4 protein-coding genes are annotated in these 4,042 nt (G+C 73.3%); 1 reads left to right on the top strand and 3 read right to left on the bottom strand.

Features of this window, described 5'->3' with window-relative positions:
- Nucleotides 1–530: 530 nt before the first annotated feature.
- A complete protein-coding gene (locus G4D87_RS34455; protein ID WP_163786913.1) occupies nucleotides 531–2,219 on the top strand; it encodes a L,D-transpeptidase family protein in 1,689 nt (562 codons plus the stop codon).
- Between the two features lie 3 nt (nucleotides 2,220–2,222).
- Here G4D87_RS34455 and G4D87_RS34460 read toward each other — a convergent pair whose 3' ends face one another.
- The 3 genes from G4D87_RS34460 to G4D87_RS34470 form a co-directional block, all read right to left on the bottom strand.
- On the bottom strand, nucleotides 2,223–2,636 hold the full coding sequence (locus tag G4D87_RS34460) for a secondary thiamine-phosphate synthase enzyme YjbQ (protein WP_011551294.1): 414 nt from the start codon (nucleotides 2,634–2,636) through the stop codon (nucleotides 2,223–2,225).
- A 3-nt stretch (nucleotides 2,637–2,639) separates the two neighbouring features.
- Nucleotides 2,640–3,374, bottom strand: a complete 735-nt coding sequence (locus G4D87_RS34465; protein WP_163786914.1) for an alpha/beta hydrolase — start codon at nucleotides 3,372–3,374, stop codon at nucleotides 2,640–2,642.
- A 2-nt stretch (nucleotides 3,375–3,376) separates the two neighbouring features.
- Nucleotides 3,377–4,042: peptidylprolyl isomerase (locus tag G4D87_RS34470; protein WP_338045017.1), on the bottom strand; the 666-nt coding region annotated here is incomplete at its 5' end.

Below are 4,042 nucleotides of genomic sequence, written 5' to 3' on the forward strand. Positions count from 1 at the left end.
GGATGGGGCCCGGCGGCAGGGGAGGCGGGCACCCGGGCGCCAGGCTCGGGGATGTCGCGGGCTTCCGGGTGCTGGCTTCACGGGCGCGCCGCCGTGGCCTGTGTGCGGGGTCCCGTCGCGTGCCATGGGCAGCGGACCCTCATTTCCGCTGCATGTGACAAGGGCCGCTGCGATGGCACGAATTGCCCACTCACACGGAGCCCCACGCAGGCGAGCGCACCGTGGCCGACGTTGAGTGTGCCGTCACTCCTCCGTACCGTGTCAGGTCCATGCGCCGTTGGCTTCCGCTCGTTCTGCTGCTGCCTGGAATCGCCTGCACGCCGCCTCCCGGCTCAGGGTCGTCTGAGGACGGTGGGGAGGTCCAAGCACCTCACGCCGACACCAACGCCCCAGGCCAACTCCCCGCTGAGCCGGGGGGGGCCGTGGCCGTCACGGAGTCCGTGTCGGGACAACGTGCCCTGGCCGGCGCCGGAGCGCGTGCGCTCCCTGACGCCGCGGCGGACCCTCCCGGAGCGGGTGCCTCGCGCGCCATGACCGACGCCGCGGCGGAGGGCGGCAGCCCCCTCTTGCCGAGCGCGAGCGCGGATGCCCGGCGCACGGCCTCGGATGCGCTGTTCGCGGCGTGGCAGCGCACCACGGCGGATGCTGGGACGGACGGCGGCGTGGATGGCTCGGCCGAGGCGGCGCTGTCTCCGCCGCGACGCACGCCAGACGACGGGGCGGCCGTGGCGCACGACGAGGTGCCGGCGCTGACCGTCGACCCCGCCCTGGACGACCTCGCCCTCTCCGAGGGGGAGGAGGACACGCCGGGCGAGGAGGCGCTCCCCCTGCCCGAGCAGCTCACCGTCATCCCAGACGGCCTGCGCCCCGGAGAGGAGTTGGTGCTCGGCCCGGACGGCGAGCCGCTCGAGGACACGGGGCTGGTGCTTGAAGACGTCGACACCGTGCTGGAGCCCGTGAGCGGCGCGGAGGACGGAGGCACCTACGCCGTGCCCTTCGCTCCGGACGCGGGCTCGCTGCGGGTGCGCCGGTCCATCGTGGTCCGCCAGGAGCCCCGGCAGGACGCGCCGGCACTGGGCACCGTGGCGCAGGACATGCGCGTGCGCTGGCAGGGCGAAACGGCGGTGCGCGGGCCGGACTGCGAGGCTTGGATTCAGCTTGAGCCGCGCGGCTGGGTCTGCGAGCGCTACCTGGAGCCCAACTTCCGCGAGCCCCGCGTGCGCGAGCTCCCGAAGCTGCGCGAGGGCGAGCTGACGCCCGGCATCTACGCCCGGGTCGTGGGCAAGCGCGTGCGCGCCTATCGCAGCCTCGCCCTGGCGCGCGCCCGGCGAAGGGGCGTGCTGCTGAAGGGCTCCGTCTCGGTGCAGCTCCGCGGGCAGGTCCGCATCCGCCGCAGGACGTACTGGCGCACCACCGACGGCCAGTACCTGGAGGCGCGGGTGCTGCGTGAGTACCGGCCTTCCTCCTTCGAGGGCGTGGGCGCGGAGGCCATCGCCGAGCTGCCGCCGACGTTCGCCTGGGCCCAGTCCCGCACCCGCCCCTCTGCCGCCGTGGAAGTCCGCACGGCGCCAGACGCGAAGGCCCCCCGCGAAACGGTGCTGCCACCGCGCACCCTGGTCGCCGTGAAGGAGCTGTCCGAGGACGGCCACTGGGTGAGCATCGCGGAGGACCAATGGGTGGCGCGGGACGACCTGCACGTCGCCTGGTTCTCACACGCGCCGCCGCAGGTGGAGCCCGGCTCCCGCTGGCTGGACGTGGACCTGGATGCCCAGGTGCTGGTGGCCTACGAGGGCGAGCGGCCGGTGTACGCGACGCTCATCTCCTCCGGGAAGCAGGGCACGGACACGCCGGAGGGCCTGTTCCGCATCTGGGTCAAGTTCGCGGAGGCCGACATGACGGGCAGCGGCACCGCCGGCAACGACACCTACCGCGTGGCCACGGTGCCCTGGACCATGTTCTTCCAGGACGACTACGCGCTGCACACGGCCTACTGGCACGACCGCTTCGGCCAGCCCATGAGCCACGGCTGCGTCAACCTGTCGCCGAAGGACGCCCGCGCGCTCTATGCCTGGGCCGCGCCGCAGGTGCCCGTCGGTTGGTCCATGGTGCACGCGACGGAGGACTCGCCGGGCTCGTGGATCCGCATCCGCGGCCAGGCCCGGCCGACGGGCAAGCCGCGCAATGTGGCGGTGGCCGCGACGCGGGTGGGCGCGCCGTAGCGGTCAGCTCACCACGGACACGGTGACGCGGCGCCGGTGCGGCGAGGTCCGGTGCTCCCAGACGTAGACGCCCTGCCAGGTCCCCAGGTCCGCGCGGCCGTCCTTCACGGGGATGTTCAGCGCGTTCTGCGTGAGGACGGTGCGCACGTGCGCGGGCATGTCGTCCGGCCCCTCCGCGTCATGGACGAAGAGCGGGTCCCCGTCCTTCACCAGCCGCGAGAAGAAGGACTCCAAATCCCGGCGCACGTCCGGGTCCGCGTTCTCACACAGCAGCAGGGACGCGCTCGTGTGATGGAGGAACACGGTGCACAGCCCCTGGCGGGCGCCGCTCTCCGCGACGGCGCGCTGGACGTCCGCGGTGATGTCGGTGAAGCCGCGGCCCCGGCTGGACACCGTGAGCTCCTTCGCGTGGAACATGGCTCAGCGTCCTCCCAGCCGCGCGGCGAGGAACGCGGCCAGGGCCTCCAGCTCCTCGGTGACGATGGCGTGCGGCATGTCGTAGGCGTGGAAGTCCACGGTGAGTCCCGACGCCACGAACAGGTCCCGCAGCCGCTCGGCGCTGTCCAGCGGCAGCAGCGGGTCCTGGCGCCCGTGGGCCTGGAACACGGGCATCCCCGCGCGGCCCTGGGCACGGGGGCGCCACTCCGGCTCCGACGTCAGCGTGCCGGAGAGGATGCACAGCCCGGCGGGCGGCTCGTCCAGGCGCAGCGCCACGTCCGTGGACACCATGCCGCCCTGGCTGAAGCCGCCCAGCACGACGCGCCCATACGGCAGCTTCATCGCGGCGCAGAGCGCGTCCACGGTGCTCCTCAGCGCCCTGCGCGCGGCGGGCATGCCCGGCGGCACGTCGCGCGCGAACTGCTCCCAGTCCCGCTGCTCTCCGCGCATCACCGCGTCGGGCAGGGGGAACCAGGCGCGCCCTCCGTACGCCCAGGCCATGGGCCCGCCGGGGAAGACGAACCGCACGCGGTCCGCCAGCGCCGGCTGGAGCGCCATCAACTCCGGCCCCAGGGGCACCAGGTCGGTGGCGGGCGCGCCCAGGCCATGGGAGAGGACGACGGCCAGCTCGGGCGTCGCGCCCTCGGGGAGCGCGTCGATGACGTGGCAGTCCAGCTCCCCCAGCCGTGTGGCCACGTGGCGCAGGGCGCGTTCCATGCTCACTTCCCGCTGCCGGCCGGGGCCTGGTCGCTCATGGCGATCTTCTGGATGACCACCGCCTCCAGGGGCTTGTCGCGCGGGTCGCGCTGCACGTTGGAAATCTTCTCCACCACGTCGTAGCCCGACACCACCTCACCGAAGATGGTGTGGCGGTTGTTGAGGTAGTCCGGCGTGGAGGTGGTGATGAAGAACTGGCTGCCGTTGGTGCCGGGGCCGGCGTTGGCCATGGCCAGCAGGCCCTTCTTGTCGAAGGTGCGGCCGCTCTGGAACTCGTCCTCGAAGCGGTAGCCCGGGTCGCCGCGTCCGGTGCCCGTGGGGTCGCCGCCCTGAATCATGAAGCCCGGAATCACCCGGTGGAAGACGACGCCGTCGTACAGCGGCTTGCCTGTCACGCGCTGGCCCGTCTTCGGGTCCGTCCAGGCCTTCTCCCCCGTGGCCAGGCCCACGAAGTTGGCCACCGTCTTGGGGGCGTCCTTGGAGAAGAGGCGCACGCCGATGGCGCCCTGGTTCGTCTCCAGGGTGGCGTAGACGTCCTGGCCCGCCTGGACCTTCTTCGTCCATTCACCCGAGGCGGCCTCGGCGGGGGGCGCCGCGGCGGGCACCTCGGCCGCGGAGGGCGCTACGGGCTTCGCCGGCGTCGTCGCGGAGGGCGGGGTCCCACCCCC

It is taken from the genome of Myxococcus vastator (assembly GCF_010894475.1).
GTDB lineage: Bacteria > Myxococcota > Myxococcia > Myxococcales > Myxococcaceae > Myxococcus > Myxococcus vastator.